Annotated in this window: 25 protein-coding genes; 15 read left to right on the top strand and 10 right to left on the bottom strand. The window is 61.2% G+C overall.

Features of this window, described 5'->3' with window-relative positions; all coding sequences use genetic code 11:
* Positions 1-214: 214 nt before the first annotated feature.
* Both JNB89_RS04720 and JNB89_RS04715 read left to right on the top strand, forming a co-directional pair.
* Positions 215-916, top strand: a complete 702-nt coding sequence (locus tag JNB89_RS04720) for a GntR family transcriptional regulator (RefSeq protein ID WP_220361448.1) — start codon at positions 215-217, stop codon at positions 914-916.
* Positions 913-2,283 (top strand): LysR family transcriptional regulator, encoded by a 1,371-nt coding sequence (locus tag JNB89_RS04715; protein ID WP_220361447.1) that lies wholly within the window; start codon positions 913-915, stop codon positions 2,281-2,283. The genes JNB89_RS04720 and JNB89_RS04715 overlap by 4 nt, the downstream gene beginning before the upstream one ends.
* Positions 2,284-2,289: 6 nt before the next feature.
* Here the strand turns inward: JNB89_RS04715 and JNB89_RS04710 are convergent, their stop codons facing one another.
* Positions 2,290-3,402: a 4-oxalomesaconate tautomerase gene (locus JNB89_RS04710; RefSeq protein ID WP_220361446.1), complete on the bottom strand. Its 1,113-nt coding sequence runs from the start codon at positions 3,400-3,402 to the stop codon at positions 2,290-2,292.
* Between the two features lie 356 nt (positions 3,403-3,758).
* Here JNB89_RS04710 and JNB89_RS04705 point away from each other — a divergent pair, with 356 nt between their 5' ends.
* Together JNB89_RS04705 and JNB89_RS04700 are read left to right on the top strand one after the other, a co-directional pair.
* The gene (locus JNB89_RS04705; protein ID WP_220361445.1) at positions 3,759-4,049 is read left to right on the top strand and encodes a hypothetical protein; all 291 of its coding nucleotides are present in this window, start codon (positions 3,759-3,761) and stop codon (positions 4,047-4,049) included.
* 58 nt (positions 4,050-4,107) lie between these two features.
* Positions 4,108-4,251 carry a hypothetical protein gene (locus JNB89_RS04700; protein WP_013342790.1) on the top strand — a complete coding sequence of 48 codons (144 nt, stop codon included), beginning with the start codon at positions 4,108-4,110 and terminating at the stop codon, positions 4,249-4,251.
* Positions 4,252-4,281: 30 nt separating this feature from the next.
* Here JNB89_RS04700 and JNB89_RS04695 read toward each other — a convergent pair whose 3' ends face one another.
* On the bottom strand, positions 4,282-5,340 hold the full coding sequence (locus JNB89_RS04695) for a nitrilase-related carbon-nitrogen hydrolase (RefSeq protein ID WP_220361444.1): 1,059 nt from the start codon (positions 5,338-5,340) through the stop codon (positions 4,282-4,284).
* A gap of 61 nt (positions 5,341-5,401) precedes the next feature.
* On the opposite strand from JNB89_RS04695, the gene JNB89_RS04690 reads away from it, so the two are divergent.
* The 4 genes from JNB89_RS04690 to JNB89_RS04675 all read left to right on the top strand — a co-directional run bounded on the left by JNB89_RS04690 (position 5,402) and on the right by JNB89_RS04675 (position 7,683).
* Entirely contained in the window at positions 5,402-6,301 is a 900-nt protein-coding gene (locus tag JNB89_RS04690; RefSeq protein WP_013342788.1) for a LysR family transcriptional regulator, read from the top strand.
* 81 nt (positions 6,302-6,382) lie between these two features.
* Positions 6,383-6,718, top strand: a complete 336-nt coding sequence (locus JNB89_RS04685; RefSeq protein ID WP_013342787.1) for an ArsR/SmtB family transcription factor — start codon at positions 6,383-6,385, stop codon at positions 6,716-6,718.
* Positions 6,715-7,242, top strand: a complete 528-nt coding sequence (locus JNB89_RS04680; RefSeq protein WP_220361443.1) for an SRPBCC family protein — start codon at positions 6,715-6,717, stop codon at positions 7,240-7,242. Before JNB89_RS04685 ends, JNB89_RS04680 begins: the two co-directional genes overlap by 4 nt.
* A 24-nt stretch (positions 7,243-7,266) precedes the next feature.
* The gene (locus JNB89_RS04675) at positions 7,267-7,683 is read left to right on the top strand and encodes a DUF1801 domain-containing protein (protein ID WP_013342785.1); all 417 of its coding nucleotides are present in this window, start codon (positions 7,267-7,269) and stop codon (positions 7,681-7,683) included.
* Positions 7,684-7,710: 27 nt separating this feature from the next.
* Here the strand turns inward: JNB89_RS04675 and JNB89_RS04670 are convergent, their stop codons facing one another.
* A complete protein-coding gene (locus tag JNB89_RS04670; RefSeq protein WP_135891348.1) occupies positions 7,711-9,861 on the bottom strand; it encodes a tetratricopeptide repeat protein in 2,151 nt (716 codons plus the stop codon).
* Between the two features lie 211 nt (positions 9,862-10,072).
* Here JNB89_RS04670 and JNB89_RS04665 point away from each other — a divergent pair, with 211 nt between their 5' ends.
* The 3 genes from JNB89_RS04665 (at position 10,073) to JNB89_RS04655 (ending at position 14,525) form a co-directional block, all read left to right on the top strand.
* Positions 10,073-10,510, top strand: a complete 438-nt coding sequence (locus JNB89_RS04665; protein WP_135891347.1) for a DUF2946 domain-containing protein — start codon at positions 10,073-10,075, stop codon at positions 10,508-10,510.
* A 104-nt stretch (positions 10,511-10,614) separates the two neighbouring features.
* A complete protein-coding gene (locus JNB89_RS04660) occupies positions 10,615-12,930 on the top strand; it encodes a TonB-dependent receptor (RefSeq protein ID WP_135891346.1) in 2,316 nt (771 codons plus the stop codon).
* A 56-nt stretch (positions 12,931-12,986) separates the two neighbouring features.
* Positions 12,987-14,525: a PepSY-associated TM helix domain-containing protein gene (locus JNB89_RS04655; RefSeq protein ID WP_218741184.1), complete on the top strand. Its 1,539-nt coding sequence runs from the start codon at positions 12,987-12,989 to the stop codon at positions 14,523-14,525.
* A gap of 50 nt (positions 14,526-14,575) precedes the next feature.
* Here the strand turns inward: JNB89_RS04655 and JNB89_RS04650 are convergent, their stop codons facing one another.
* The 4 genes from JNB89_RS04650 to JNB89_RS04635 all read right to left on the bottom strand — a co-directional run bounded on the left by JNB89_RS04650 (position 14,576) and on the right by JNB89_RS04635 (position 18,726).
* The gene (locus tag JNB89_RS04650) at positions 14,576-14,908 is read right to left on the bottom strand and encodes a DUF2322 family protein (RefSeq protein ID WP_135891344.1); all 333 of its coding nucleotides are present in this window, start codon (positions 14,906-14,908) and stop codon (positions 14,576-14,578) included.
* Between the two features lie 82 nt (positions 14,909-14,990).
* Entirely contained in the window at positions 14,991-16,907 is a 1,917-nt protein-coding gene (locus JNB89_RS04645) for an SMP-30/gluconolactonase/LRE family protein (protein WP_220361442.1), read from the bottom strand.
* 82 nt (positions 16,908-16,989) lie between these two features.
* Entirely contained in the window at positions 16,990-17,631 is a 642-nt protein-coding gene (locus JNB89_RS04640) for a DsbA family oxidoreductase (protein WP_220361441.1), read from the bottom strand.
* A 96-nt stretch (positions 17,632-17,727) separates the two neighbouring features.
* Positions 17,728-18,726: an SDR family oxidoreductase gene (locus JNB89_RS04635; protein WP_220361440.1), complete on the bottom strand. Its 999-nt coding sequence runs from the start codon at positions 18,724-18,726 to the stop codon at positions 17,728-17,730.
* A gap of 172 nt (positions 18,727-18,898) precedes the next feature.
* Here JNB89_RS04635 and JNB89_RS04630 point away from each other — a divergent pair, with 172 nt between their 5' ends.
* From JNB89_RS04630 to JNB89_RS04620, 3 genes are all read left to right on the top strand, one after another.
* Positions 18,899-20,734, top strand: a complete 1,836-nt coding sequence (locus JNB89_RS04630; RefSeq protein WP_220361439.1) for a thiamine pyrophosphate-requiring protein — start codon at positions 18,899-18,901, stop codon at positions 20,732-20,734.
* Between the two features lie 187 nt (positions 20,735-20,921).
* Complete coding sequence (locus tag JNB89_RS04625) at positions 20,922-21,506, top strand: glutathione binding-like protein (RefSeq protein WP_220361438.1); 585 nt, start codon at positions 20,922-20,924, stop codon at positions 21,504-21,506.
* Between the two features lie 46 nt (positions 21,507-21,552).
* Positions 21,553-22,140, top strand: coding sequence for a diguanylate cyclase (locus JNB89_RS04620; RefSeq protein ID WP_220361437.1), 588 nt, complete (start codon positions 21,553-21,555; stop codon positions 22,138-22,140).
* Positions 22,141-22,291: 151 nt separating this feature from the next.
* Here the strand turns inward: JNB89_RS04620 and JNB89_RS04615 are convergent, their stop codons facing one another.
* Both JNB89_RS04615 and JNB89_RS04610 read right to left on the bottom strand, forming a co-directional pair.
* Positions 22,292-23,842, bottom strand: a complete 1,551-nt coding sequence (locus tag JNB89_RS04615; protein ID WP_220361436.1) for a methyl-accepting chemotaxis protein — start codon at positions 23,840-23,842, stop codon at positions 22,292-22,294.
* 23 nt (positions 23,843-23,865) lie between these two features.
* Positions 23,866-24,096 carry a hypothetical protein gene (locus JNB89_RS04610; protein ID WP_220361435.1) on the bottom strand — a complete coding sequence of 77 codons (231 nt, stop codon included), beginning with the start codon at positions 24,094-24,096 and terminating at the stop codon, positions 23,866-23,868.
* Here JNB89_RS04610 and JNB89_RS04605 point away from each other — a divergent pair.
* Complete coding sequence (locus JNB89_RS04605; RefSeq protein ID WP_135891336.1) at positions 24,095-25,768, top strand: FAD-dependent oxidoreductase; 1,674 nt, start codon at positions 24,095-24,097, stop codon at positions 25,766-25,768. The genes JNB89_RS04610 and JNB89_RS04605 overlap by 2 nt on opposite strands.
* Positions 25,769-25,778: 10 nt before the next feature.
* On the opposite strand, the gene JNB89_RS04600 is transcribed toward JNB89_RS04605, so the two are convergent.
* Positions 25,779-26,483 (bottom strand): OmpA family protein, encoded by a 705-nt coding sequence (locus JNB89_RS04600; RefSeq protein ID WP_135891335.1) that lies wholly within the window; start codon positions 26,481-26,483, stop codon positions 25,779-25,781.
* Between the last annotated feature and the right edge of the window lie 8 nt (positions 26,484-26,491).

The following is a 26,491-nucleotide window of genomic DNA, read 5'->3' as shown; positions in this document are numbered from 1 at the left end:
GTATATCGTGCAATCGGCTCTGGCTGTAAGCCGCATCGCGTCGGGGCATTTTGGTATCCCGAACCGGACCATAAGCGCGAACGGCGTGTTTTTCCTTCGACACACGCCATAAATAAAACAGATGTCATATGAAGCAACTCGCAAGCCGCATTTCCAGCGTGGTGCGAGCCGGTTTGCGTGGCTATACTGGACGACGTCCAACGAGTCGACCACGATGAACGAAACTACTCAGCAGGCTATTGTTCAGACGTTACGCGAGAAAATACTCGCAGGAGAACTGTCGCCGGGCCAACGGCTTGTCGAAGCGCAACTCGCGCAATGGCTGGGCGTCTCGCGCACACCGCTACGCTATGCATTGAGCGTGCTGTCTTCCGAGGGACTGCTCGACCGCTCCGGAGCGCGGGGTTACGTGGTGCGCCGCTTCAGCGTGCGCGACGTGCTGAACGCTATCGACGTGCGCGGCGTACTCGAAGGTCTTGCGGCGCGTTCCGTCGCCGAAAGTGGTGTAAGCGCAGCGCTTGCTGCCGCGCTCGACGACTGCCTGCGCGAAGGCGACGACATCTTCCGCAACGCCCAGCTACAGCCAGGCGACGACGTGCGCTATGCCGCGATAAACGGGCGCTTTCACTCGCTCATCATCGAGGCCGCGCACAACACAGCGGTGAGCGCCGCGCTGAGCCTGAACGACAAGATACCGTTCGTCTCTCCCTTCACGATTGCATTCGACGAAGCCGCGCGCGAGCGCCAGTTCCTGATGTTGATGTACGCACACCGGCAACACCATGCGATCACAGACGCGTTGAAGAAAGGCGAAGGCGCCCGCGTGGAGGCGCTGATGAAGGAACACACGCACATCTCGAAGGAAAGCCTGAACCTGTCGCTGCCGGCCTTGCACATGATCGCGGGCGCGGCATGACACACAACGCATCGCCCGGTCGCATCAAGAGCCCGGGGAAAGCGCAAGCAAGCGCCCGGGAAGACGCGCAGCCAGGCGCCCCCTCGCTCGGCAATGCGTCGGCGAAACAGACAACGCCCGCGGGCACCAAAGCGCTTCTCAACCTGGCGCAACTCCGCGCATTCCGCCTTGTCGCCGATAGAGGCAGCGCAACCCGCGCCGCGGCAGCGCTGTTTCGGGCGCAATCGGCAGTAACGCGATCGGTACAGGAACTCGAGTCGGCGCTGGGCGAACCGCTATTCGATCGTGGTCCTTCAGGCATGCTGCCCACGCCTGTGGGCCGCGCCGTGCTGCTTCGCTGCGAAAGAATTTTTGCGGAACTGGAAGAACTCGCGCAATGGTGCGCCGCGCGTCAGACGCGCCGTCGTCCCACTGCCGAGGGCGCATTGCCCGCATATCTGCTGAACACGCGGCGGCTGCAAATCTTCGTCGCGCTCGCGCGGCATCGCCATATGCCTAGCGCGGCGAAAACTTTCGGCATTAGTCAGCCCGCAGTGAGCACCGCCATTCGCGTGCTCGAAAGCGGCTCGGGTCTGAGCCTTTTTCACCGCAGCCCGCGTGGCATCCTGCTCACCGCCGAAGGCGAAACCTTCGTGCTGCACGTGCGGCGCGCGCTGAACGAATTGCGCCACGTTCCCGACGATATTGCTGCGTTGCGCGGCAACATTCAGGGTGCGGTAACGGTCGGCGCATTGCCGCTCGGGCGCACGCTCATTCTGCCCAAAGCCATTGCGAAGATGAGCGCGGAACATCCCGGCGTGCGCGTCGTCACCGACGAAAGCGCGTATGAAGCGCTCGTCGCGGGTCTGCGAGCGGGCGACATCGACTTCATTCTCGGCGCGCTGCGCGAGAACGACGCGACGAGCGGCCTCAGAAACGAGCGCCTGATGTCGGAAGACATGGTGCTTCTCGTGCGCCGCGATCATCCGCTTACGCGTATGCGCGAGCCGAGCATCATGGAGCTGCGCGACGTGCAATGGATTTTGCCGCGCAGCCACGCACCGGCTCGCGCGCTGTTCGAAGCGCAGTTCAAACGGATGAAAGTCAAACCGCCCCTGCCCACGGTCGAAACCGCCGACCTGGCTGTAATTCGCGGGCTGCTGCTGGGCACCGACATGGTTGCGGCGCTGTCGGCCCAGCAGTTGCACTACGAGGTGCAAGCGGGCCAACTCGCAGTGTTGAACGTGCCGCTGCACAACACACGCCGCGACATTGGGCTGACGCTGCGCGCAGCGGGTGCGCCTTCGCCAGCGGCACGCGCGCTGATCGACGCCATTCGTCTGTCCGTCGTGGACGTTACGCGAACGGTCAGTGCAGCCGCGAACTAGCCGCGTTCACGCAAAGGCCCGAGGCTCCCACACCGAAGCAGGAACGCCTACCACGCCGTCGAACAGCCAGCGCGCGGTGCGCAACAGCGCCGCACTCAACACTTCGGGGTAATCGCGCTCGCCGCCGAGCGTGAGCTCGACAGTGAACTCGCCGGTCGGATGCTCGACAGATACGCGCTTGTGTGCACCTTCTGCATCGACCTTCGCGAGCCCATCGCATACCGTACCGGGCAACACCGCAGCGGTTGCCACGCTGACCGCGCCCAGCACGCCAATGGAGGCGTGGCAGCGGTGCGGAATAAAGCTGCGCGTAGAAATGGTGCCGCCGTTGCGCGGCTCCGCGACGAGGCACATCTTCGGCACCGTGCGTGCGCTCACGTCGCCGAGGTTCATCATCGGACCCACGGCCAGGCGAATCTTTTCGATGCGCGCCTTCAGTTCCTCGTCCGCGTCGAGTTCCTCGCGGGTTTCGTAACCGGTACGCTGCAGATCGTGCGCTCGCATCAGCACGAGCGGCATGCCGTTGTCGATGCACGTCACTTCCACGCCTTCTACCGTGTTTTTTAGTCGACCCGTCGGCAACAGCGCGCCGCATGTCGAACCAGCCGTGTCCCTGAATTCTAGTGGAATCGGCGCCGCGTGGCCCGGCACACCGTCGATGCGCGAGTCGCCTTCATACGTGACGCGACATTCCGGCGTACTGACCGTTGCCACCGCAATCTGCCCCGTGTTGACCATGTGGATGGCCACGCGCGTGCTGCCGTCTTGCGGTGCAACAAGTCCGCGCTCGATCGCAAAGGGACCCACGCCCGCCAGGATGTTGCCGCAGTTCTGGCCGAAATCGACGCGCGCCTCGTTGACGACGACTTGAGCGAACAGGTAATCGACGTCCGCATCCTTGCGCGACGAGCGGGAAATGATCGCCACCTTGCTGGTGAGCGGATCGGCGCCGCCGATACCGTCGATCTGGCGCGGGTCGGGCGACCCCATTACGGCGAGCAGAACGCGGTCGCGCTCCGCTGAGTCGGCGGGCAGATCGGACGCCATGAAAAACGCGCCTTTCGAGGTGCCGCCACGAATCATCATGCAGGGAATGCGGGTCTGTGTGCGACCTGACATCGCGGGTCTCCAACGCTAATGTGCGGCTCACATTGTAAATTTCGCACCGGTGGATCGAGCACCTAAAGCGACCCGCATGGGCATCTAATCTCTTTATCGGTAACGTTGGGACAACGGCGTTTGGGCCTGCCGGCCGTCGCGCACCCGGCAGCGCTGCGCGTTGCAGCAATGCGCTGGACCAAAGCCCATTTTGGCCCGCTTTCAGCAGACAAAAGCGCGCCCGCAGCCCATCGGTCCTATTGCCCTCCAAAACGGCCTCTATTCCACAAATTGAAGTTCGGGTGCGCGGCGCACACTGGCATCGTCGCAATCAGATGAATCGCCCCGGATTGCTCACACCGCGCAAGGAGCTTCAGATGTCTTTCCGTCATCGCCCGAATCGCCAGTTCGACGAAAACTTCCCTGAGCCGGCGTCGGCCGAGCTCGGCGACGCGGTGCCTGTCGGCGACCCGCGGACCATGCAGGGCCTGCACATTGCTTCGCAAAATGTGTTGCGCCTCGCCACACAGACGTACAATGCAGCGGCACGCGGCGACGATACAGCGGTACACGCGGCCCGTGCGTCACTGGAACAACAGCTTGGACTCGCCACGCGGCTGATCGCCGAGCTTCTTTCCAGCGGCACCGACCAGCCCACGATGCACTAACCGGCCTCTTTGCAAGGCCAACCATAACGACAGCGGTTTCCAATCTTCGAGACACGAAATGAGCGCTTTGACGGTAATTTTCTGCATCTGGGCAATGGTCGCGTTCTGCGCGGTGCTGTTCATTCGCGGCGCCACCGCGCGCGTCGAGCGTCCTGCCAAATCGGCGCAAAGCCGTCCGGCGCGGTTCTCAATCGCGGAATAACGAGCTGAAAAGGCGCAAGCGCCGGGTGCATCAACCGATGACGCCGTTGCGCCGAACCTGCGCGAACGACAGTGCAACCGCGCCTTTTGCCGACACCGCTCGCGCATCGAACTCGACGTGATTCGAGCCGATGCGGCTCAACGCTCCGTAAAGATCCGGTCTGCGCGCCGCAAGCCATTCGCGGCCAGGGCTAACCCTTACCAGCGTGGCATCGAGCGCGGCGTGCACTAAAGCGCCTGACGCTTCGCCTTCAGCCGTGCTCGCCAATATCCGGCCAAATGGGTCGACTATCATCGCCGTGCCGGCCGGCTGGTTCTCTCGCGCAAGCTCCGCGCCATCGCTGAACACGACGAACATTCCATTGTCGACGGCACGCGCAGGCAGCCAGCGGCGCAACCATTCGCCCGAATTCTCAGGCTCCGCACGATACGCCGCCTTTGTGCCTGATTTACACTCAAGCGCCTGCTGTCTCGACACCGGGTGCGCGTGCTTGCCGCGTTGGTCGTCGAAACCATAGCTTCGATGCGGCGCGAGCAGCAGCGTCGCGCCCATCAGCGCGGTCATGCGCACATTCTCGACCACATAATTGTCCGCGCCGATCAAGATACCGATGCGAATATCCGCCGACACATCGAACACGGTGAAGCGATCGCCACTGACGATACGCGGATGCTCGGTCGCATGCAGCTTTCTGTGGCAGTGGCGCACCCCGCCCGGCAGACACACCATGTAGCTGTTGAAGAACTGCCCGTTTGTTGCTCGCTCGACGAACCCCACACCGGCTCCGACACCCGTTCGCTCCACTGCATCCGCAACGGCTCGCATAGCAGGACCGTCCAGCGTCTGTGCAAGTGCATTCAATTCGGCGCGGCTCAACTTCGCCATGCTCGCGTAGCCGCTAATGCAAGCCTCGGGAAAGACCACGAGGTCGACATTCTGCGAAGCCGCGAGCGTAAGCCATTCCGCAACGCGCGCCACGTTATGCGCGGTTTCGCCGCGACACGAAACAACTGGAACAGATGCAACGCGAAACGATGAAGCAGTCGAAGACGGCATGTTCACGGCCCCACAACACAAGAACAGCATCATTGGACCGGACGGCTATCGATACGTAAAATGAAACTTTTGATGCATTCGATTACCGAACAGAATGGAATTAAAACTCCTGCGAGCATTCCTGACAGTCACCGAATTGCGTCATTTCGGCCAGGCGGCCGAGCTTTTGTGCGTGAGCCAACCGGCTCTTAGCAAGCAGATCGCCGCATTGGAAGCGAGCCTCGGAGCACGCCTCTTCGAGCGCGGGCGGCACGGTGCAGAGCTCACGACTTTCGGCGCGGGCTTTCTGGCAGACGCACAAGCGCTGGTTCGCGATGCTGACGAAGTGCTCGCGCGAGCCCGCGAAGCCAGCAGCGGCGCGCGGGGATTTTTGCGCATTGGCCTCGGGCTCTCCACATTGACCGAGGTCCCGCAACTGGTCGCCGATTTTCGCAAGCGCTATCCGAACGTCAGCGTCACGCTGAACGACCTCTCGTCGGCGGAGCAAACGCGGCGGCTTCTTTCCGGCAAGCTCGAGGTGGGCTTCTTGCGCTTGCCGGCCGACGCAGGCCTCTGCTCGTTTCCCATGATCGACGAAGCGCTGGGTCTGGCTGTTCCGCAGCATGCGCGCTGGAAGCGTATTCCGTCCGATCTGAACGAACTGAATGAACCAGGCTTCATTGCACTCGCGCGCGGACGCGGTCCAGGCCTCGCAGCACAGGTGGACCGGTGGTGCGCGGCACACCGGTTCGTGCCGAACGTCATCCAGCAGACGGACGACATACAGACAGTACTTGCCAGTGTCGCCGCGGGCGTCGGTGCCGCGTTTCTGCCCTCGCGTGTGCAGTACCTGTTGCGCGATGCACGAGTGCTTCCCTTGACAGGACCCGGCGCCCGCTGGCGCGTCGGCCTCACGTGGCAAAGCGCGCGTGACGACGCGGTCGTGAAATGCTTCGTCGCGTTCGTGCAGGCAGAGATGAAGAGCAAGCGGCCCCACAGCACGAAGCGAAGTTAAGGCCGCCTGCGCGAATCGACACGCGCTTGCACTCGCAGCCCCGGCTTGACACGTATATGCCTAGCGAGGTATATAAACACTATGGACTCAACTTTCGCCATCATCGCCGAGCCTAGCCGTCGCGCCATTCTCAGCCTGCTTGCATCTTCGGAGCGGTCCGTGGGCGACATCGAGGAGCAGCTCAACCTTTCACAGCCCTCGGTTTCCAAACATTTGCGCGTGCTGCGCGAGGCCGGCTTCGTGGAGTCGCGCGTGGAAGCGCAGCGGCGCGTGTACCGCATCAAGCCCGAGCCGCTCATGGAAATCGACGCATGGCTCGCGCCATTCCGACGCTTCTGGTCGGTTCATCTGGACGCTTTGGAGCGTCACCTCGATCAAACTCATCCCGCACCACGCCGTAAGGAGAGAAAACGATGAGCAATCGCGATTCATACAGGCCCGGCCCTGCCGCCGGCGCACACATTCAGAAAGACGCAGACACGTGGACGCTCGTGCTCGTGCGCGAGTTGCGCCATTCTCCGGAAAGGGTGTGGCACGCGCTGACCGACCCAGCAAGTCTGCGCGAGTGGGCGCCGTTCGATGCGGACCATAGCCTCGCATCGGTTGGTCCCGTCAATCTTTCCACGGTCGGCACCCCTACACCTCAAGTCTCCGAAACCGAGGTGACGCGCGCCGACGCGCCGAATCTGCTCGAATACCGCTGGGGCGACAACAGTCTGCGCTGGCAACTGCAGCCGCTTGGCGACGGTACGCGACTGACGCTGTGGCATAGCATCGACCGCAAGTTTATTTCGATGGGCGCGGCAGGCTGGCACATCTGCTTCGACGTGCTGGATCATTTGCTTGCCGGCGATCCGCTTGGACGTATCGTTGCGGGCGACGCGATGAAGTTCGAATGGCCGCGCCTGAACACCGAATACGCAAAGCAGTTCGGTCTTTGAACCGCCAAAGCTTAGGAGAGCAATATGAGCAGATCGACCTCGACGCAAGCGCTGCCAGCCTCGGAACTGATCGACAAAAGAATTGCCGATCTCGCGGACTGGCGCGGTGCGACGCTGAGCAGAATACGCAAGCTCATCCACGAGGCCGATCCCGACGTTCTGGAAGAATGGAAGTGGATGGGCACGCCTGTCTGGTCGCACGATGGAATCATTTGTACCGGCGAGTCGTACAAGTCGGTCGTCAAGCTGACGTTCCTGAAGGGTGCTTCGCTCGAAGACCCGGCAAAATTGTTCAACTCGAGCCTGGACGGTAATGCGAGGCGAGCAATCGACATTCGCGAGGGTGAAGAACTCGACGCCGACGCGTTCAAGTCCCTGATTCATGCGGCGATTGCACTCAACACGGCAGGCAAGAAATCGAAGCCTAAACGCGCCGGATAGCTCGCGGCCGTGGGGGCCGGGCAGCAGTCAGGCGCGCACGCCGAATCGCGCGGCACACGCCTGCTTCACTCTCTCCACCGTCGCCGCCCAATCTTCGCCTTTGTCGCGGCGAAATAGCCGCAGCGTGTGCGGATACCACGGCGAATCGCTGCGCGCGTGCATCCAGCGCCAGTCCACATCTTTCTCCGGCAGCATCACCCAGCATGGCTTGCCGAGCGACGCAGCGAGATGCGCGATGCAGGTGTCCACGCAAATCACCAGATCGAGTTGCGCGACGATTGCGGCGCTGTCGGCGAGATCGGTCACCATCGAACCCACATGTAGCAAGGGCTGAGCAGCGGGCGGGTTGCTCGCTTCGTCTTCGCCCTGCCCTTTTTGCAGACTCACGAAGCTGAGGCCGGCCACGCTCCACAGCGGCGCGAGTGTGGTAAGCGACGGAATAGAACGGTTGATGTCGTTGTGGTGCCGCGCATTGCCCTTCCACACGAGCCCGATTCTGCGGCCCGGTGGCGATGTGTCGAGCAAGGGCCGCCACTTTTCAACGAGCGAAGCGTCGGCCGTAAGTCTGACGGGTCGGGCAATGGTGTCGATCGTCGTGCGCAGATGAAGCGGCGCACTCAGGAGGCTCGTCCAGCAATCGTAAGTAGCAGCGCGGGCTGCTGCGGTGTCGTGATCGAGCACCGCGTCGACGCCGTCGACACGGGCCATCAACCTGTGCAGCGCGGGTGCGCAGGCAAACGTGATATGCGCGGCACCCTGTGCTTTCAACAACGCGAAATAGCGGCTGAATTGCAGCATGTCGCCGAGACCGTCTTCCTGCCAGACCAGCAACGAGCGTCCCGACAGCGCATCGCCCTGCCAGTGCACACAGGCAAGCCGCTCAGCAGTGTGTCGATGCACGAAAGCCGGGTGCTCATAGCGGCACTCGTAAAGCCGCCAGCCCTCCTCGAAGCGCCCTTGTCCGAGCAACAACACAGCGAGGCCGAAGCGCGCATCATGGTAATCGTTGCGCAACGCGAGCGCGCGGCGATAAGCGCTTTCCGACTCCGGAAAACGCCCCAGTTGCGCGAGTGCCGAACCGAGGTTGTAATGCGCTTCGGCGAGTTCCGGTTGAAGCGATAGCGCCTGTTTAAAGGACTCGACGGCCTCCGCCAACCTGTCGAGCACGCGCAACACACAGCCCAGATTGTTATGGGCGGCCGCAATGTCGGGACGCAAGCGCACCGCCTCACGATAAGCGGCAGCGGCCTCGCCCAGGCGCTCGAGTTTGAACAGCGTGACGCCAAGGTTGTAATGCGCCTCTGCGTAGTCGGCGCGAAGCACAATAGCCTTCCGGTATGCTGCTTCAGCCTCGGCGAGGCGAGCGAGATCGGTGAGGGTCGCGCCTAGATTGACGTACGCTTCGGCGTAATCCGGGCGCAAGGTCAACGCAAGCCGGCAGGCAAGTTCGGCCTCGGTCAGGCGGTTTGCCGCCTTCAGCGCGCCCGCGAGGTTATTCAACGCTTCTGGATATTGCGGCCTGACGACGAGCGCGTCGCGATACGCAGCGTCTGCTTGCGCAACGCGGCCCAGATCCATTAACACGTTGCCCAGATTGTTGTGCGCCTGCGCGTGCGCCGGCAACAGGCGCAGCGTCTCGCGATAGGCGGCTTCCGCTTCATCGAGGCGCCGCAGCGCGTGCAGCACTACGCCGAGGTTATAGTGCGCTTCCGCATGCTCTGGACGAAGCGCGAGCGCGTGACGATATGACTTCTCAGCCTCCTCGTGCTGACCCTGTGCGTGCAGCACCGCGCCGAGCTGATTGTGAGCGTCCGCGTGGTTCGGCTGCAGTGCGATGAGTCGGCGGTAAATTGCCTTCGCCGCAGTCAGGTGGCCGCGCGCCTTGAGCAATGCGCCAAAACTTTCATACACCTCGACGTAGCCGGGCATCATGCGCAGGCATCGGCGCCAGTGGCGTTCCGCATCGTCCAGTTGACCGAGACGGCATGACGAAGCGCCCGCGATATTCAGCGCGTCGGCCAGCGCATGAAGCGCCGCATCGTCCAGCGTGCTTTCGTCATGCTCTATCGCAGGCAGCACAGTCGACAATGCCGCGGCAAAATCGTCGCTCGAATAGAGCGCCATTGCCTGCTGGTTCAGTTGTGCGATTGATGAAGCGAGCGGCTGGGTGAGGGTCATGAGTCCAATAACGATGCGAGTGCGGCGTCCACATGCGGGTTCGCCCATGTTGCGAAACGCCGACATGTACCACGCAGATTAAGCGATCCCGCGCAGTTGTAACGCCCGGAAATGAGCGGATTTCCGCCTTCAATCCGCTGCTATGCCCGGCATCAGGCAGAAAAATACGGCCGGCAATGCTAGAATCGCCGGCGTTTCCCTGCTCATCCAAATGAATCCACGCGCGCACAACCGATTGACAGCCTGGCTTGGCCTCGTCGCCATGTGGCTCATCGTGTTTGCGCCGGTTGTGAGTCAGGTGCTTGCGTCGAGCCGCGCGCAGGAGCCCACTGCGGCACTGTGTTCGGCGCTGCAAACTGCGCAGCCCGGTCTGTTGAGCTCAGCGCAGCAGGTCGCCCAGGCGGACCATGCGGCTCACGCGGGCCATGCCGGTACAGCGGCCATGCATCTCAGCCACGATGACGCGTTCGGCGCCTGCGGTTACTGTCATCTGTTGCAGCATCACGTGGCTATGCCCACGGTTGCCGCGCCACAGCCGCAGCTTCTGGTCGTGGTAGCAGGCACGGCTGCCCCCATTCTCTCCACTCGCTTCACGCCACTCGGCGCGTTTCCTTCCGGACGCCCCAGAGCCCCGCCTGTCGTTTCCTGATCGCCGTTGTTCCTGATCGCCCGCATCGGCCATGTTGGGCCGCGTTTGTCGCATCCGCCGACGGGTGCGCGCGATCGTCCGTTCAATGCCTCCAGGAAACGTTCATGTTCATCTTCGCATGGCGAAGGCTGCCCGCCTTCGTGCCTGCTGCGGTCACGGCGTTCGCGGCCGCTCCGGTTCACGCCGATACGGCGGGTGCCGATACGACGCTGCCCGCGGTCAGCGTCAGTGCAAATAGCGCTGCTAATGAAGGTCTCGCGACCCGCACCGTCGATCCCAATTTGCCGGCCTCGGTCGAAACGGTCACACGCGCGCAATTCTCGAACTGGAATGTGGTCAACACAGAAGACGTGTTGAAGTACATGCCGAATCTTGCGGTGCGCAAGCGTTTTATCGGCGACCTGAACTCCATTATCGCGGTGCGCGGCACCAGCAATACGCAAAGCGCGCGGGGACTCGTCTATGCAGACGGACTGCTGCTCAGCAATCTGCTTGGCAACAGCTACTCTTTCCCACCGCGCTGGTCGATGGTATTTCCCGACGAGATCCAGCAAGTCGATGTAATTTACGGCCCGTATTCCGCGCTCTATCCGGGCAATTCGCTTGGCGCGACGGTACTCATCAGCACGGCCATGCCGAAGAAGTTCGTGGGCGAGGCCGACGTGAAGGCATTCACGCAGCACTTCAGCCTCTACGGGGTCAATCGCAATTTCAACGGCACTGAAACCAGTGCGTCTCTGGGCAATCGCATCGGCAAGTTCTCGTTCATGCTGGGTGTGAACCATCTGGAGAACACGAGCCAGCCGCTGCAGTTCGCAACGCTCGCGACCTCGCGCACGCCCGCACAGGCCGGCGATAAACCTGTAACAGGCGCGTATTTCTACAACAACCAGAACAATGCGCCGACTGCCGTACTCGGCATTAACGGCGAAGGCATTGAACATACGGTGCAGGACCAGTTCAAGCTGAAGATGCAGTACGACTTCACGCCGACACTGCAAGCCGCCTTCACACTGGGCTACTGGCATCAGACGTACAACAGTCAGACCGCCAGCTTCCTGCGTGACGCGAACGGCAACCCGGTGTATAGCGGCAAGGTCTCAATCGACGGCTACGAGTACACGATTCCCGCCTCGGCATTTGCGCCGAGCCTCGGTCATAGCGAGAACTGGCTGTACGGCGTGACGTTGAAAACGCGCAACGCGACGGGCTGGAACGGCGAAGCCGTTGCTTCGTATTACGACATCGGCAATAGCGTCGCGCGTCTCGCGAATTCAGGCGCACCTGGCAACGGCGCGGGAACCGTCACGTTTGGCGACGGCACTGGCTGGAAGACACTGGACCTGAGAAGCACCTACACGCCGGCATCAAAGCAAGCGGGCCTTGCAAATCATGCGCTTGCCTTTGGCTATCACTACGACAATTACTTTCTCGATAACGAAAGCTATTCGACGCCCAACTGGCGCGACGGCCCGGCGGCTTCGTTCGCCAATGGATTTGCGGGAAAAACGCAGACTCAGGCGCTCTATGCGCAGGACGCCTGGCGCTTCCTGCCGCGCTGGAAGCTCGTGTACGGCGTGCGTTATGAAGACTGGCGAGCTTACGGTGGATCGCAAGCGGCGCCGGGTACGACCATTGCACTCAGTGACGCCAGTCAGCAGCATTTTTCGCCGAAGGTATCACTTTCATTCGACGCGAGCGACGATCTGACATTACGCGCTTCGATTGGCCGCGCGTATCGCTTTCCTACGGTCGGTGAGTTGTTCCAGGGGCAGATTAATGGTTCGTCGATCGTCAACAACAACCCGAACCTGAAACCGGAAGACGATCTTTCGAAAGAACTCACTGCCGAATGGGCGCACTGGAATGGCATCTTCCGCTTCTCGCTGTTTCAGGACGACGTGAAGAACACCATTTTCAGTCAAACCGACACCACCGTTATTCCGAACGTGACGAACTTCCAGAACATCGGCAAGGTGCGCTCGCGAGGCGTGGAAACAAGCTATTCAGGCGAGAACGTGTTGCTGCGCGGACTCGATCTGCTGGCGAGCGTGGCTTATACGCAGTCGAAAATCATTGCAAACGCACAGAATCCTGCAAGCGTCGGCAAGTATTTTTATCGCATTCCGCTGTGGCGTGTGAATGTCGCTGCGACCTATCGCTTCGATGAACGCGCGGCCGTAACGCTCGCCGCGCGCTATTCAGGGCGCCAATACAACACGCTCACGAACACGGATACCAATCCCAATGTGTTCGGCGGTACCAGTTCGTACACCGTGGCGGACGCAAGGTTCACGTATAGGCCGACAAAACTGAGCGAAGTGGGCATTGGCGTGGACAACATTTTCGATGCGCGCTACTTCGTCTACCACCCGTATCCCGGACGCACGTTCTATGTGGAAGCAAAGTTACGCATGTGATGCGCAAACCTAACGCCTCGCCACAAGAAACCCGTTCACTCTGTTCAGGAGCATTCATGTCCACCCTCGCTCGACACAATGCCGCATCCGACATGGCGAATTCCAGTAGCGGCTATCGCACCCTGTGGCGGTGGCACTTCTACGCCGGACTATTCGTCATGCCGTTTCTCATAGTGCTGGCGATAACCGGCACGTTGTACTGTTTTCAACCGCAGATAGAGCCGCTGCTTTATCCGCAGCTTCTGGTGGTCGAGCCGCAAACGGCGCCGCGCATGACAGAAGACGTATTGCTCGCGCGAGCGCGCGCAGCAATGCCAGCTGACGCTACGGCGGTGACCGCCGCTATCTCGAACGAGCCGCAGCGCAGCACGGAATTCATCTTCCGTCTCGCAGGCGGCGAAAAGGAAAGCGTCTATCTGAATCCGTATACCGGAGCCGTGCTCGGCAGGTTGAGCGTGGATCAGCGTTTCATGCAGGTGGACCGTATGCTTCACCGAAAGCTGTTGCTCGGCAAACCCGGCGAACTGCTGATGGAGTTGGCCGCATGCTGGACACTCGTGATGCTCGGCACCGGCGTCGCACTATGGTGGCCACGTCAAGCAGCGCGCGTACGCGATGCACTGGTGCCGCGCTTCACGCTCAGAGGCCGGCCACTGTGGAAAAACGTTCACGCGTTCATGGGAATCTGGCTTGCGCTCGGCGCGCTGGCATTCGTGCTGACGGGCCTTCCATGGTCCGGCTCGTGGGGCAAACAGTTCAAGGCGCTTGCCACCGCTGCGAATCTCGGCGCGCCGCCCGGCACGTGGGGCGGCTTGCCGTTGCGCTCGATGCTGCCTGCGGGTGCGGGCACTGCGGCAAGTGCAGAAACAGATGGTACGGCCGGCATGGATGCAACGCATTCCGCACATACAGCAAATACAGCAGCACATAAAGCACAGGCCACGCAGACCGATTCCATGCCTGGTATGGTGATGGATGACTTGCCGCTGCCGCAAACGCCGTGGGCAGTCGGCAACGCACCGGTGCCCGCTTCTACCGATGATGCTTCTACCCACGATAAACCGCCCGCTCCACTGCCGCTCGGACGCATCGTCGCGCAAGCCGCCTCGTTGGGTGTGACGAGCGGCTACAACGTCGCGTTGCCTACTTCGGCAACGGGCGTCTACACGGTGTCGTATTTCCCCGCCGATCCACAACTGGAGCGCACCATTTATATCGATCAGTACAGCGGCAGGGTTCTCAAGGATATTCGCTACGCTGACTACGGCGGCATATCGAAAGCCGTGTCGTATGGCACGTCGTTGCACATGGGCCGTTACTTCGGCGTAGCGAACCAGATCCTGTGCGCCGCCATTTCGCTGGGCCTCGCGTTGATGGCGGTAACCGGCTGCGTGATGTGGTGGAAACGCAGACCACAAGGCTCGCTCGGCGCGCCCTCGCGAGAAAGAGCCGCACCACCGATGCGCGGCTGGAAAGCAGGCCTCGTCGTACTGGGCATGGTGTTTCCGTTGATGGGCGCAACGCTTCTCGCCGTATGGCTTGGCGACCGTGCAATCTTCGGGCGTGCCGGGCAACGCAAGCGCGCGGCACAGTAGCGGCACGCAACATAGCGCGGTGCGCCGTGCGCGCGCCGCGCAAACTTACCTCAGCCCACAGCAATCACGTCGATCCGCAACGCCGGCGCGCCCGCAGCGATTGCAAGAAGATGATCGACGTTCGGGTGCGCGCCGGGCCGGTTGCGCGCGTCGGCCGTATGCTCGCCGAACACGGCGAGGCCGTGCTCGGCCGCTTTCGCATCGAGCGTGCCGAAGGTCTGCTGCAGATAGTTGTACACCGCAAGCGAGCCCTGTTTGCCGGGCTTGTTTTCGATACTTGCTGTCACCGTGCCCTGGGCGTCGATCAGATCGATACGCGCAATGCCGTCTATAGCGGGCAGTTGCGCAAGGTTCTCCTTGAATACATTGCTCGGCTGAATCACTGGAGCCACTCCTTTAAGCGGAAAATTGTCGCGAGGGCCGTATCTTATCCGATGGTCTACGCGCAAAGCAGCCGCTCGCCACTCATGGCGTCCAGCGATGCACGATGATGCTCGATCCGTTGTAGTTGTCTTTCGTGATGACGTATTCGCCGCTTGCGCGCAAGAAGGCCCGCAGCCCGTACATCGAATCGACGTCGTTACCCACATCCACCGTACCGGGGCTATTGTTGATGAGCGTCGCGTCGAGATTGCCGGTATTCAGATTGAAAGCGTCGATGTTCGGCACCGTATGCACGTAGCCAACGAACAGATAATTGCCGACCGCCGTAATCGACTTCGGATTTGCGCTGGTGAGATTGATCACCGGTTGGGGCCGCGTGGTGTTGCCTGCGCTCCAGCCGTGATAGACCTCGATGCGCGACTGCATCGCCGTCCAGTCCCAACTGCCTGCCACGCCTTGAGCAAGAATCATTGTGTCGCTCTCGGGCAAATAGATGATGCGCGTGAGCGGCCGGATGCTCATTGGAATCTTGATCGTGACAGCAGGCCCCCACAACGGTTTGCCACTTCCATCGAAACCCGTGAGCGGGTAGTGATAGATATGGTTGGTTCTATCGAGGCCGGCCCACACGTCGCCGCGGCTGTCGATGCAAAAGCCTCCCGTCACCTTCACGGTGGTATTGAACGCGGGCCCAGGCAGCGACCCGTCGGGTATCGCAATGTAGCCGCTTGCCGCATTGAAATGGTAGAAGTTGAATGTGTCCGGATTTTGGCCCGAGGCGACCAGAATGCGGTTGCCTCCAACGGCGACCATCTGACCAAAATGCTGACCGCGTTGGGTGTCGTTTATGTCAAGGCGCGGATCGGACGGATAGGTAAAGGGGTCGATCGTATTTGCCACAAAAGTGCCGCCTGCACTGCCTGTGTAGATGTGCGCGCCGCTGTAGAAATACGCGCCGTCTGTCAAAGGATCCGGCGCTGCCACCGCTTCGAAGTTCAACGCCTGCAACTTCCATTTCAGATTGCCGGCGCTGTCGTATGCATGCAGATCAGTCGGCCCATTGCGGCCCAGATCCCAGCCGCCACCCCACGGATTGTTGAGCACGTAAAGGTTGCCCGCGGCGTCCTTGCCAATGCCCGCTACGCGCGTAAAGCGCTTGTCGCCGACCTGTCCTTTGATTCCCGTGGTGGTGTCCAGATACCCGCCCTGAATGCCGAAGGTTCCGGCCAACGTAGGCGCACCCGCCACGTTGTAGATCTTGATGTTCATGTCGGGTCCTTCATCGCCGACCATCAGGCGTCCCGTGGACGCGTCGAAATACAACGACGAAGGTCGCGATGCGGCGGGCATCTGAATCGTCTTCAGGAGCGCGCCGCCCGCGCTGAACTGAGAGACCACAGCGGCGCTCTTTCTCGCGACCCAAAGGTTGCCCGCGCCATCGAGTGCAAGCGCACCGGGACCCGTTACCGCGAAATCCTGCTGCCACACGCCGTCTGTCGTATAGACGCGCACACGGTTGCCATAGAAGTCGCTGACATAAAGCAGCGTGCCAGCCGTGGCGAGCCCCGTGATGACGTCGGCGTGAGGGATGCCGGTCCACACGCTCACGGGAATGCGCAGTTCGAGCGCTTTGGTTACGCGGTTGTAGCGTCCCACGGAGCCGCTGCCGAAGGTCCTGTTGTATTGCAACGCGGTGAAAATGGAGGTTGCATTGCCGGTGATCGCGCTGCCCTGAAAATCGGCGTGTGTGCCGATGGAACCCAGGCTCTGGCCGTTCTGATAGATGGCGACGCCGCCCGCGTTTTCGTCCCATAGCGACGAGGTATAAATCACGCCTTCTGGCGCGACCCACATGGAGCGTGCGCCGTTGCCGACGTGCGCGGCCAGCGTGCCATAGGTATTGGCGAGCCAGTCGGTCGTGTATTGCGCGTTGCACACGCAGGCAAGCGCCATCAACGCGAAGCCGAGCAACGCGGCGTAGATTCGTTTAGCAAGCATGAACGGAAGTCCTCCGGCAGTACTTCGTCTATGTCATAACAAGCCTGCTCATGAACAGGCGTTCAGATACGGAAGTGCCGGCTTAGGCTTCGGCCAGAATCTGCGAAATGACCTGCTCGAAGGTCTCGACAGGTTGCCCGCCGCTCACCAGATAGCGGCGATTGAAGATGATTGCCGGCACGGACTGAATGCCGTGCGACTGATATTCATGTTCTTCCGCGCGGACCTCGTCGGCATAGTCGTCGCTTTGCAGGACCTTGCGGGCAGCGTCGGCGTCGAGTCCCACCGACTGCGCCGTTTCGACCAGCACGTCATGATTGCTCGGGTCGCGGCCCTCGGAATGATACGCACGCATCAACGCTAGCTTGAGCGGCAACTGCTTGCCCTCCAAGCCGGCCCAATGCAACAGGCGGTGTGCGTCGAACGTGTTGTACACATGAGTGCGCGGGCCAAAGTTAAAGCCCACGCTCGCGCCGCGCTCGCGGATCATGGCCTGCGTTTGCTCGATCTGTTCGGGCGTGCGTCCATATTTTTTGCCGAGATAGTCGACAATCGCTTCGCCCTCGGGCCCCATCTGCGGATTCAGTTCGAACGGATGCACGACGATCTGCGCGTCCACTGTATCTGCCAGGCGCGACAATGCAAGCTGCAACGACGAGAGGCCGATTGCACACCAAGGGCATGCAATATCGGAAACGAAATCGATGGTGAGCGGTTGCGACATGATTTTCCTAAAGGCTGTCTGAATAGGCCTATTGTCACCGATCCTGATTACTCTCGTGCGACGCTTAGCAAAAACCATGCGCTTGCCGGCATCAACTTATGCGCGGCGGTTTTTTCTGACGAGCAGGCCAATACCACCGGCGATTCCAATGCCAGCCAGTGCGCATAAAATGCCCCGGTGCCGAACCACACACATCTCCAGGCTCGTGGATCGCGACTCGAGGTCAAAGCGGCCGTGTGCGGTGTAATCGCCCGGCACGGGTTCGAATAGATTGCCGGGAGCATCGGCCGCAAGCGGTTCGTCGGTAAGCTGCCCTTCGTAGCCGGCCCTGGCCAGATATTTGTCTAACAGGCCCGGCGCAATGAAGTTGGCGAGAATCGCCTTGACGGTCGGAAAGCCCACCCAGACCTCGCGACGCTTATGCGTTGCGGCGAAATAGATTGCCCGTGCGGCCACTTCCGGCTGGAAGATCGGCGCGACGGGTTTGGCCTTTCTCCCCATCTTGTTGAGCGCCCAGTCGAACTGCGGTGTATTGAGTGCAGGCAGATCGACCATCGTCAAATGCACTTTGAGGCCGTCGTGAATGATCTCGGAGCGCAGTGCGTCCGTAAAGCCGCGCACCGCGAATTTCGCCCCGCAATAAATGGATTGCAGCGGCACTGAGCGGTAGCCGAGCGCAGACCCTACGTTGACGATGGTGCCACAATTACGCACTCGCATGCGCGAGAGCGCGGCCATCGTGCCGTGAACCTGGCCGAGATATGTCACGCGGGTGCCGCGCTCGAACTCTTGCGCAGTGAGTCTGGATACGGGCGCAAAGACAGTGGCCATTGCAACATTGACCCATACGTCGATAGGCCCGAGCTCTGCTTCTGTGCGCGATGCGGCCTGTTCCACCTGCTTGGCGTCGGCGACATCGGTGGGAAGGGCCAGTGCGTGCACGCCGTATTGGCGCTCCAGTTCCGCAGCAAGGCGCTCGAGCCGCTCCCTGTCCCGCGAAAGCAATGCAACGTTATAGCCATGCCGCGCAAATTCTGCCGCAGTAGCGCGCCCTGCTCCCGCGCCAGCCCCAGTGATCACGACCACCTTGTTCATAGCGAATCCCTTGCAACGCGAGTGCAATCGGCCCTGCGCACAACGGCTCAGCAAAAAGCGCGCCCGCTGCGCCTATGGGAGCCGATTGGACTTGCTTCTTTCCAAATGAAAGAACGCGGAACACGGTTTGCAGCCACTCTGTCGTGACGGTTTTTACTGTGAGGAGTTGTCCATGTCCACTACTGTCGGTGACTTTATCGTCGAGCGGCTTCAGGCGTGGGGCGTGCGCCGCATTTTCGGCTACCCCGGCGACGGCATCAACGGCGTGTTCGGCGCGCTGAACCGCGCACAAACCGAAGCGAAAAAGCGTCACAAGACGACCGATCAACCAGGTCCGATTGAATTCATTCAGGTCCGTCATGAGGAAATGGCGGCCTTCATGGCATCCGCCCATGCAAAATTCACTGGAGAACTCGGGGTCTGCATCGCGACGTCCGGGCCAGGTGCATCGCACCTCGTGACCGGCCTGTACGACGCCCGCCTGGATCACATGCCTGTGCTCGCGATTACCGGCCAGCAGGCGCGCGCGGCGCTGGGCGGCCACTATCAGCAGGAGGTGGATCTCGTCTCGCTGTTCAAGGACGTGGCGGGCGCGTTTGCCGGACAGGCCTCGGTGCCCGCGCAAGTGCGCCATCTCGTGGATCGCGCGGTACGTACCGCACTTGCCGAGCGCAAGGTAACGGCTCTCGTGCTGCCGAACGATCTGCAGGATCTACCGTATGAGCCGCCGGCGCGCAAGCACGGCACTGTGCACTCGGGAGTGGGCTATCGCGCCCCCCGGCTCGTTCCTCAGTCTCAAGATCTTCAGCAGGCCGCCGACGTGCTCAACGCCGGCAAGAAAGTCGCGATTCTCGTTGGCGCTGGCGCACTGCACGCCACCGACGAAGTGATCGCCGTCGCCGAAAAGCTTGGTGCCGGCGTGGCGAAGGCGCTGCTAGGCAAGGCCGCGCTGCCCGACGATCTGCCGTGGGTTACAGGCTCTATCGGCCTGTTGGGCACCAAGCCGAGTTACGACCTGATGACCGAATGCGACACGTTGCTGATGATAGGCTCCGGTTTTCCCTATGCAGAGTTCCTCCCTAAAGAAGGCGCGGCGCGCGGCGTGCAGATCGACCTGAAAGCCGACATGCTGAGTCTGCGTTATCCGATGGAAGTCAATCTCGTCGGTGATAGCGCAGAAACACTGCGAGAGCTGCTGCCCTTGCTCGAACACAAGCAGGACCGCGCATGGCGCAAGACGATTGAAGGCTGGACAGCCGACTGGTGGAAGACGCTCGAGAAGCGCGCACACGAGCCTGGCAAGGACGCGGTCAATCCGCAACGCACCGTGTGGGAACTGTCGCCGCGCATTCCTTCGAACGCTATCGTCACAAGTGATTCGGGATCCTGCGCAAACTGGTATGCCCGCGATCTGAAGGTCAAGCGCGGCATGATGTGCTCGTTGTCCGGCGGACTCGCTTCGATGGGCGCGGCGGTACCGTATGCGATCGCCGCCAAGTTCGCTTATCCGGAGCGCCCCGTCATCGCCCTCGTAGGCGATGGAGCCATGCAGATGAACAACATGGCGGAGCTCATCACCGTATCGAAGTACTGGCAAGGCTGGGCCGACCCGCGCTGGATCTGCATGGTGCTCAACAACCAGGACCTGAACCAGGTCACGTGGGAACAGCGCGTAATGGAAGGCGATCCGAAGTTCGAGGCGTCACAGGACATTCCTTCTGTGCCGTATCACAAGTTCGCGGAATTGATCGGGCTGAAAGGCATTTACGTCGACGACGCCGACCAGATGGGCGCGGCCTGGGACGCAGCGCTTGGCGCGGACCGTCCGGTCGTGATCGAAGTGAAGGCGGACCCGAACATTGCGCCGCTGCCGCCGCATATCACGCTAGCTCAGGCGAAGGCATTTGCATCGACGTTGCTCAAGGGCGATCCGGATGAGGGCAACGTGATCGTGCAGACAGCGAAGCAGGTTCTCGGCGCGGTGCTGCCCGGCCGCCACGATAGCTAATGTGCGCCGCGATAATGCGCTCCCGCTGCTGCCGGTGGCCGGCGATGGCTGGCGATGGCTTCCGGCAGCAGACGTACCTCTAAAGCCACCTTCCCGATGGCTGCGCACGTTATGGCCGAAGCGAAGCAAGGCATGCGGGATGCTGCGCAATATGACTCGCCAACTGTTTTCCAAGGAGGGCCGCATCATGAAGCTGTACTACTCGCCCGGCGCATGCAGTCTCGCTGACCACATCGCAATGCACGAAGCGGATCTGCAGTTCGACCGCGTGCGCGTCGACCTCAAGACCAAAACCACCGAAAGCGGTCAGAAGTTCGACGAGATCAACCCGAAGAGCTACGTGCCGACACTCGAATTCGACGACGGCCAGCGGCTCACCGAAAACGTCGCCATCCTTTCCTGGGTTGCGCAGCGCAAGCCCTCGCTCGCACCCTCAGGCGAAATGGGCGCGACACGCTTGATCGAAATGCTGGCATTCATTTCCACGGAGATTCACAAACAGTTCGGCCGTGTATTCAAGCCGACATCTGACGCGGAAGCGAGCGCCGCACGCGAAAAGATCGGCCAGCGTTTTGCACTTGTCTCGAACATGCTCAAGGGCGACTATCTGTTTGGCACAGAGGCAAGTGTCGCGGACGCGTATCTGTTCACCATGCTTTTGTGGGCGCACAAAGTGAACATCGATGTGCCGCAGAAACTGGCGGATTTCCAGCAACGCATGCGCGCCCGGCCTGCGGTGCAACTGGCGCTAAAACACGAAGGAATCGAATGAAGCGACGGGCGCGCTTGAGCCACGCCCGCGTTTCATTGGGGAAGCCATGTCGACCGACCCTACCCTCACGATCCTGATGTACTTTGTGCTGCCGGTGTGGCTTGCAGCCGGTTTCGCGGACTGGCTGTGCCATCGGGCCACTCATATCGAATCCACGACCGGCGCGAAAGAATCCGTGATCCATCTGTTGATGTTCGCCGAGGTGGGAGTACCACTTCTTGCCGCGATCTTCTTCGAGATCAACGCGGGCATCATTCTGTTGATGATCGTCGCGTTCCTCGCGCACGAAGCGACTGCGCTATGGGACGTCAGCTACGCGGTCGGCGGGCGCAAGGTGACGCCGTTCGAACAGCATGTTCACAGCTTTCTCGAACTGGTGCCGCTCATGGCCATCGTGCTGGTCGTGTCGCGTCATTGGCCGCAATTTCAGGCGTTGCTCGGCCTTGGCGGCGAACCCGCGCGGTTCGAGCTGGTTGCAAAGAACCAGCCGCTACCCGTCGCTTATATCGTCACGTTGTTCGCACTGATTCTGGTTTTCGAACTGCTGCCTTACCTCGAAGAACTATGGCGAGGACTGCGCATGCGCCGACGCGACTATGCGTCGGCTAGTGCGAGTGGCCGCAGTTCGCCATGATCCTCAATCGGCGTTGGGCGCGTCGATCAGATACGCCGGCCGGCCGCTGGTCTGGAGAAAACGCGAGATCGCGTAGGCCCGCTTTGGCAGGCCGCGAATAGACGGGCGCTGCTGAGAATCTTCACTCAGACCGCCGTTTGACTCACGCACGCTAGTGCAGGCGGAATGCAGAAACTGCGTCGGTCATGGACTGTGCCTGATGCTCGAGCGCGCTTGCAGCAGCGGCCGCCTGCTCGACGAGCGCGGCGTTCTGTTGTGTCACCTGGTCCATCTGGCTCACTGCTTTGCCCACCTGCTCGATGCCCGCGGTTTGCTCGACCGTTGCGGAAGTGATTTCCGCCATGATCGTCGCCACGCCCTGTACAGCCCCGACTATTTCGTTCATTGTCTGGCCGGCCTGGGTCACGAGTTCATTGCCGTTGCGCACGTCGTCGACGGAAGCGGAAATGAGTGCCTTGATTTCCTGCGCGGCGCTCGCACTGCGTTGAGCAAGCGTGCGTACCTCGCCGGCCACGACGGCAAAGCCGCGGCCCTGCTCGCCCGCACGCGCAGATTCCACTGCGGCATTGAGCGCCAGGATGTTGGTCTGAAAGGCAATGCTGTCGATCATGCCAGTGATTTCCGCGATCTTGTGCGAACTCGCGGTGATGGCGCTCATGGTCTGCACTGCGCGCTGCACGACGTCGCCGCCACGCTGCGCGACATCGGCTGCGCTTGCGGCGAGCGTGCTCGCCTGGCGGGCGTTATCCGCGTTCTGCCTGACTGTCGACGTCAACTCCTCCATGCTCGCCGCAGTTTCCTCGAGCGAAGCCGATTGTTGCTCGGTGCGGCTCGACAAGTCGAGGTTGCCCGCCGCGATTTCGCGCGCACCACCGTGAATCGCCTCGCAATTGACACGCACGTTCGACACCGTATGCGCGAGTCCGGCCTGCATTCTCGACATCGACCTGAACAACTGGCCGATTTCGCTTCGGCTGCCGTCTGGAATGGACGCGGTCAGATCGTTGCCCGCAATGCGGTCGAGTAGTTTCGACGCCTGCTGTAACGGCCCGATCACAATGGTGCGCAATGCAAAGTGCGTTGCAACGATCAATGCGAGCGCAAGCGCGACGCCCGTTATGACCATCGCGACGATCAAGCCATATTCACGTTCGTTCCTCGCGGCCGACTCCTTCGCGAGCGCGCCCGCCAGATTCTGGAATTTCTCCACGTTCGCCGAATAGGCCTGCCCGGCAAGCGTAATGTCGCGATCGTTAATGGCGACGTAGGCTTCCGTATCACCGCGTTGGAGCGCGTCGAAGGCCCTTTTGAGCGTGGCTGCCAGCGCATTGGACGAGTCGACTAGCTGCTGCTTGAGTGCATCGTCCTGTCCCACGAAGCGAGGCGCGGACGCGAAAGCACGCGTTTCGGCGTCGGCGCGATCCAGAGTCCGCTGCGCGCTGCCAAGTGCCGAGTCGCGAGTAGCCACGTCGTTGCGCTCCTTGAGCGCCGCATAAGCGCGGGTCAATGCAGCGCGAGTGCGCGTGCTGTCCTTGTAGCCGTCGTTGGCGAGTATCTCCTGGGTGGCGATCTCCTGAAGCCGCTGCGCGTTCTCATTGGAGCGGCCGAGCGCGAATACGCCGACGACGCCGCCAAACATGATCATCGCGGCAAAAATGACGAGCACTGCAAGTAAGCTCTTTTTCACTGTCAAATCGCGCATGCTTCCCAGACCCTCTTGATTGTCTATCTCTCGAATCGTTTACGGCAAAAAGTGCCGCGAACTTGAGCAGCGCCGCCCGCGCAGGCCAGCCCCTGGCTTACGTGCTCTTTACTGGCGAACCAACTCTGGCGCACAATCGCAGCCAAAGCGGCTATCAACGGCCTTCCCTGTGCTGCCGATTGTTCAAATCCAAATGCCAATCCGGCAAAGAAGCGACGTGCAGCAGCATGCGTCTTTCCAATCGGACCTTTCATGAGCGACAAAACTTCTGGCAAGCTTGAAGATCTGCTGGCAGGCGGCAGTCGTCACCACCAGATCTTTCCAAAGCTGAACGACGCGCAGTTCGCGGTTCTCGAACGATATGGCGAGCGCCGCAAGCTGAGCGCCGGCGACGTATTGTTTAGCGAAGGCGATCGCCATATTCCGATGTACGCGATCGTCTCGGGCACCATCGAGGCAACGCGCGGCAACGGCGACAATCTGCACGCTCTCGGCACTCATGGTCCCGGTAGCTTTACCGGCGAAGTGGGCACTCTGGCAGGGCGCGGTGCCGTGGCGTCCGCGCGTGCAACGACTGATTGCGAGGTGATCGTCATAGACGAAGAGTCGCTGCGCGCGCTCGTGATTGCCGAAGCCGAATTGAGCGAGACGATCATGCGCGCGTACATTCTGCGCCGTGTCGCCTACATTCAGGACCAAAGCGGCGGCGTGGTCGTGATTGGCAGCTCCGCCTCTTTTCCGACACTGGTAGTGCGGCACTTTCTGAGCCGCAACGCGCAACCATCGGCGTATTTCGACATTGCCGAGCATGAAGAAGCGAAAGCACTGCTCGAGCGATACGGCGCCACGGAAGAAGATCTTCCGGTAGTCGTCACGTTGCAAGGAGTCGTGCTCAAGCGCCCGACGAATCGTGCCGTTGCGGACGCAATCGGCTTGAGTCCCGACCGTCTGAACGGCGAAATGTTCGACGTGGTCGTGGTCGGGGCAGGCCCAGCGGGGCTTGCCGCGGCCGTCTATGCCGCATCCGAAGGGTTGAGAGTCGCGGTTCTCGACACCAAAGCGCCTGGCGGCCAGGCCGGCACCAGCTCGAAAATCGAAAACTACTTTGGATTTCCCACCGGCATCTCCGGTCAGGCTCTTGCCGGGCGCGGGCTTTCGCAATGCCGGAAATTCGGCGCAGAAGTGGGTGTGCCGATCGAGGCGCTCGGCATTGAATGTGACAAAGGCCAGCCGTTTCATATCCGCCTCAGTCACGATGAGCACGTTTATGGCCGCGCGGTGGTAATCGCCACAGGCGCGCGTTATCGAAAGCCGGAGCTCGCGCGTCTCGAACATTTCCAGGGCCGCGGCGTCTATTACAGCGCCACTTATATGGAAGCCGCGTTCTGCGGCAATGAAGAGCTCGTGATCGTGGGCGGAGGCAATTCGGCGGGACAGGCAGCGGTGTTTCTGTCGGGATTCGCGCGCCACGTGCATATTGCGATTCGCGGCGAAGGATTGGCCGCGAGCATGTCGAATTACCTGATTCGACGTATCGAGGCAGCGCCCAACATCACGGTTCATGTGCGAACGCAAATCGTCGCGTTAAATGGCGAAGCGCATCTCGAGTCGATTCAGTGGAATCAGCACGGAAGAATCGAGGAGAAGCCGATTCGCCACGTGTTCCTGTTTCTCGGCGCGCAGCCTAATACCGGCTGGCTTGGCGACTGCGTGGAACTGGACAGGAACGGCTTCGTGCTGACCGGACCGGATGTCGCGCACAAGTGGACTTCCGAGCGCCCCGCGCATTTCCTCGAAACGAGCCGCCCGGGCATTTTCGCGGTGGGCGACGTGCGCAGCGGCTCAGTGAAGAGAGTGGCGGCAGCTGTTGGTGAAGGCGCGGCCGCTATCCAGTCTCTGCACCAGTACCTTGCACTGGACGTTTGACGCACGGCACTTAGTATTCGACCAGTATTGTTACCCGGCGGTTGGCGGCGTTGGCCACCGCGTCGTTGCCGATAATCAGCGGGAAATTGTCGGCACGGCCGATTGCGGCCATGCGGTGCGCCTGAATGCCCTTGTCCGCAAAAAAGCGCACGACGGCCCCCGCGCGCGCGGACGACAGCTCCCAGTTGGATTCGTACTTCGCGGTGGCTATCGGCAGGCTGTCGGTGTGTCCTTCCACCAGAATGTTATTTTTCGCGCGATCGCGCAGTACGGTCGCAATCTGATTGAGCACGCCGTACGACTCCGGCAAAAGGCGCGCATCGCCGGAATTGAACAGTACTTTTGCATTGATCGCGATTTCCACGCCTTGCGGCGAGTGCGCAATCGTGATCTGGCGATTGTCCTGCAACGGCGCGAGCAATGAGAGAAGCTGCTCTTTCGCGGCTTCTTTCGCGGCTTCTTTCGCGTTCGCTGCATCGGCAGCAGGCTGCACGTCCACAGATTCCTTCACAGCACGATGTTGAAGCGTCTTGATCTGCAACTCGCTGTTTTTCGCGAGCTGCAATACATAGAGCGCGAGGAACAGCACCATTAGCGTGGTAATCAGATCGGCGTACGAGATCAGCCAGCGGTCCGACTGCTCGCCGTTATCGTGCCCGTCATGGTGCCTGCTATCGTCCGTCGTGAGACGCTTGCTGCCAGTGGTTGTGCTCATACACACGA

This window comes from Paraburkholderia phenoliruptrix (assembly GCF_019511605.1).
In the GTDB taxonomy this organism is placed as follows: Bacteria; Pseudomonadota; Gammaproteobacteria; order Burkholderiales; family Burkholderiaceae; genus Paraburkholderia; species Paraburkholderia phenoliruptrix_A.
Note: the sequence above shows the minus strand (reverse complement) of the source record. Positions and strands in the feature narration are given on the sequence as shown.